Annotated in this window: 4 protein-coding genes; 1 reads left to right on the top strand and 3 read right to left on the bottom strand. The window is 62.5% G+C overall.

Annotation, left to right across the window (positions count from 1 at the left end; genetic code table 11):
* Window positions 1-179 precede the first annotated feature (179 nt).
* Window positions 180-1,460 carry a DEAD/DEAH box helicase gene (locus ACLPJJ_RS03865; protein WP_443589624.1) on the bottom strand — a complete coding sequence of 427 codons (1,281 nt, stop codon included), beginning with the start codon at window positions 1,458-1,460 and terminating at the stop codon, window positions 180-182.
* A 471-nt stretch (window positions 1,461-1,931) separates the two neighbouring features.
* On the opposite strand from ACLPJJ_RS03865, the gene ACLPJJ_RS03860 reads away from it, so the two are divergent.
* The gene (locus ACLPJJ_RS03860; protein ID WP_443589622.1) at window positions 1,932-2,564 is read left to right on the top strand and encodes a tyrosine-type recombinase/integrase; all 633 of its coding nucleotides are present in this window, start codon (window positions 1,932-1,934) and stop codon (window positions 2,562-2,564) included.
* 178 nt (window positions 2,565-2,742) lie between these two features.
* Here the strand turns inward: ACLPJJ_RS03860 and ACLPJJ_RS03855 are convergent, their stop codons facing one another.
* Window positions 2,743-3,054, bottom strand: a complete 312-nt coding sequence (locus ACLPJJ_RS03855; RefSeq protein WP_443589620.1) for a hypothetical protein — start codon at window positions 3,052-3,054, stop codon at window positions 2,743-2,745.
* Window positions 3,051-3,268 (bottom strand): hypothetical protein (locus ACLPJJ_RS03850; protein ID WP_443589618.1); only part of this gene is annotated, 218 nt, incomplete at its 5' end. The genes ACLPJJ_RS03850 and ACLPJJ_RS03855, both read right to left, overlap by 4 nt.

The raw sequence follows: 3,268 nt of genomic DNA, 5'->3' as shown, positions 1-3,268 counted from the left end.
CTGCGCCACATAGCGGCATGGCGCATGTTTATTGTGACTGGTGCCCGAGCCGATGACGCGTCTTCGTTCTGGTAGTGGTTATGACCGGACCAGATGCGTTTTTATTGGTGAGAATCGGCAACACCGGGGGACCGGCAAAGATCCGCCTGACCCGCCCGCCTGCCTATTCAGATTTCCTCTCAGGCCGTCCTGGAAGCTGCCCGCGCGGCGCGCTTCTCTTCCTCGGTCCAGACTTTGCGCTCGCGCTTTTCCTGCGGCTTGATTTGCTTGGCCGGGCCACCGCCCAGCACGGGTGGGCGCATGGTCGAGTTCCGCGCCGCTTCCGAATGCCACTGGTGATCGTCATGAACGGTCAGAGCGCGACCGATTTCCCGCTCCACATCACGCAGCCAGGCACGTTGCTCGGCATCGCAGAGCGTGACGGCGAAGCCGCTGCGCCCTGCGCGGCCGGTGCGGCCTATGCGGTGGACATAGCTTTCCGGCAGGCTCGGCAGGTCATGGTTGAAAACATGCGTCACGGTCTCGACGTCGATGCCGCGCGCCGCGATATCCGTTGCCACCAGGACCTGCACGGTCCCGGTGCGGAAGGCGTCCAGTGCACGCTCCCGCTGGCCCTGCGACTTGTTGCCGTGCAGGGCCTCGGCGGTGATGCCCGCCTCGGTGATGAAGGCGCAGACGTCGTTGGCAATGTTCTTCTGCAGCGTGAAGACCACGGCCTGGCCGATCCCCGGCGTCCGCAGCAGCGCCAGCAGCGCTGGCTTCTTGTCGGCGGCATCCATGAACATGACCGACTGCTCGATCCGGTCGACGGTGGTTGAGGGCGGGGCGATCTCGACCTTCGCCGGATCGCGCAGGAGGCTTTCGGCCAGCGCGGTGATGGATTTCGGCATCGTCGCCGAAAACAGCAATGTATGCCGTTCCTTCGGCAGCGTCGCGACGATGCGCTCGATCGGCTTGGCGAAGCCCATATCGAGCATCTGGTCGGCCTCATCCAGCACCAGCGCCTCAAGCTGCGACAGGTCGCAGAGGCCCTGGTTGATCAGATCCAGCAACCGCCCCGGTGCCGCCACGATGATGTCGACGCCAGCCTTGAGCGCATTGACCTGGTGGAACTGACTGACGCCGCCGAAGATCGTTGTCACGCTGGGCTGCAGATGGCGACCGAAGCGCTCGAAGCCGTCGGCGATCTGAGAGACCAGTTCCCGCGTGGGTGCCAGGACCAAAACGCGAGCACCGCCCTTGGGGGCCGGCCGGGGCGCCATGGCAAGGCGATGCAGCAGCGGCAGCGCGAAGGCGGCGGTCTTGCCTGTGCCGGTCTGCGCCATGCCGAGCACGTCGCGGCCCGCCAGCAGCATCGGGATCGATTGGGCCTGGATAGGGGTAGGGTTGGCATACCCCTCTTCGGCCAATGCGCGTTGCAGGGGCGGCGCCAGGGAGAGATCGGCGAAAGTGATGGACATGGTCAAGCTGCGCCTCCGGCGCTGAGTAAGGGGGCGCCTAATGGGGCTTCGCTGGTTAGGAGCGCGGGCTTTTACGGGTGATGCTGCACTGCGTCAACGAGGAGAGGAGGCGCGGCGCGGCGGTTCTTCCCTCCACCCACGCCCGTCGCAGCCCCTCCCCGCCGAACCGCCGCGCCTACCGTCGGCGCAGTGCAGTCGAGCGCCTGTTCGGCCGTATGAAGGAATGGCGGCGGACTATCATGCGCTTAGACCGCCTCGCCGGGAAATTCCTCTCCGCCATTGAGCTAATGGACTAATGTCCGCTTCTCGGACGGCTTGTCGTAGCCGCCAGCATCTGGCATGGGTCGACTTGGGAACAGCCGCTTTTCTGAGCGGGTGGCCGGAAAGCGGTCAGTTCGCTACCGGCCCGCCCTACTGCCCGACTGAATGCCTATCTCTTCTTCGGCCAAGATGGCCAAGAGGAGGAAAACTATGGGACATTCGGAGTATGACCTGGGCGCCAGAGAGTGCCGCCCGTGGAACGCTGGCCGCAAACTGGGTAGCAAGCGCGCGCTGAAGCCACAACAGGTCTGGGCCATCAGATTCTGGCTCGATCACGAGGGGCGCTTGCGTGACCGGGCTCTGTTTGACCTCGCCATAGACAGCAAGCTCCGCAGTTGCGACGTCGTAAAGATCAAGATCGGCGACCTTGTGAGCGGCGGGCGCGTTCGATCACGCGCCATCGTTGTTCAACAGAAAACCGGGCGGCCGGTTCAGTTCGAACTGCTCGAGTCGGCTCGCAACAGCATCCTGGCTTGGCTCGAACGCCGCGGAGGCACGATCGACGATTTCGTGTTTCCAAGCCGGATCGACCACGCCGACCATATCAGCACGCGGCAATATGCCCGCCTTGTGGATGAATGGGTGACCGGTATTGGATTGCGCCGGGAGGATTATGGGACGCATTCGCTGCGGCGGACCAAGGCGTCCATCATCTACAAGCAGACCGGCAACCTGCGCGCGGTGCAGATTCTGCTCGGTCATACGAAGATTGAGAGCACCGTGCGATACCTCGGCGTTGACATTGAGGATGCGCTGGCGCTCGCAGAGGGGACAGAGGTATAGCCGGGAGGCGAGCCCCAGGATCGAGGGGCTTGCCTACTGTTGGAATCAACGGCCGTGCGCCCAACTTGGTCGTTTATACGGACTGCATTAAATTCCGGAAGCGGACATAGCATTTTCAGTGCTCATTGGCTGAGCTGGAAATGCAAAAGGTTCCTTGTTTATGGGCCGGCAATTTTGCCTATTTCCCAAACTTCGCAAACACCTGTGCGTCCCGATTTTCCTGCATCAGCATAGTGATGCTCGGCACCTTTTCGAATCCCAGGCCCAGCACCCGCTCCCCATTTTCATCCATCGCAACATCCTCGTATTTGGCGCTGGCCACCTTTTCCCATTTCGTCGCCTTGCGCACTTCCAGGCTGACCACGGTCACCTTGAACGACAGCCGCACGATTGCATCCTTTGGCCGCCCTGGTTTCACCAGGCTGGGGCAACCCGCCATCACCCGCCAACCGTTCCGCGCCGCCCAGAGGGTCAACTCGTCCTGTGTCATAAGCCAATCTCCTGCACCAGCCGGTCGGCCTGATAGAGTTTCAACCGACACCGCCAAATCAATGTTTTTTCAGCTTCAGTCGGCATGTCGGCAGTTTGAAAGGCTCGCCGCGCGCCATTGAACCGAAAGCGGTCAGTATTTCGCCCGCGCCCGCGCGGCTTCGCTTCCCGCTTACATAACAAGCCTAGCAATTCGAAACGGCGGCGTCCGGGGC

Origin of the sequence: Acidocella sp. (genome assembly GCF_052326845.1) — a bacterium.
In the GTDB taxonomy this organism is placed as follows: domain Bacteria; phylum Pseudomonadota; class Alphaproteobacteria; order Acetobacterales; family Acetobacteraceae; genus Acidocella.
This window is presented reverse-complemented; position numbering and strand designations above follow the sequence as displayed.

What these genes read in the sequence shown, in the direction of transcription:
- ACLPJJ_RS03865 (WP_443589624.1), bottom strand. Translation starts at nt 1,460, where the DNA reads ATGTCCATCACTTTCGCCGATCTCTCCCTGGCGCCGCCCCTGCAACGC.
- ACLPJJ_RS03860 (WP_443589622.1), top strand. Translation starts at nt 1,932, where the DNA reads ATGGGACATTCGGAGTATGACCTGGGCGCCAGAGAGTGCCGCCCGTGG.
- ACLPJJ_RS03855 (WP_443589620.1), bottom strand. Translation starts at nt 3,054, where the DNA reads ATGACACAGGACGAGTTGACCCTCTGGGCGGCGCGGAACGGTTGGCGG.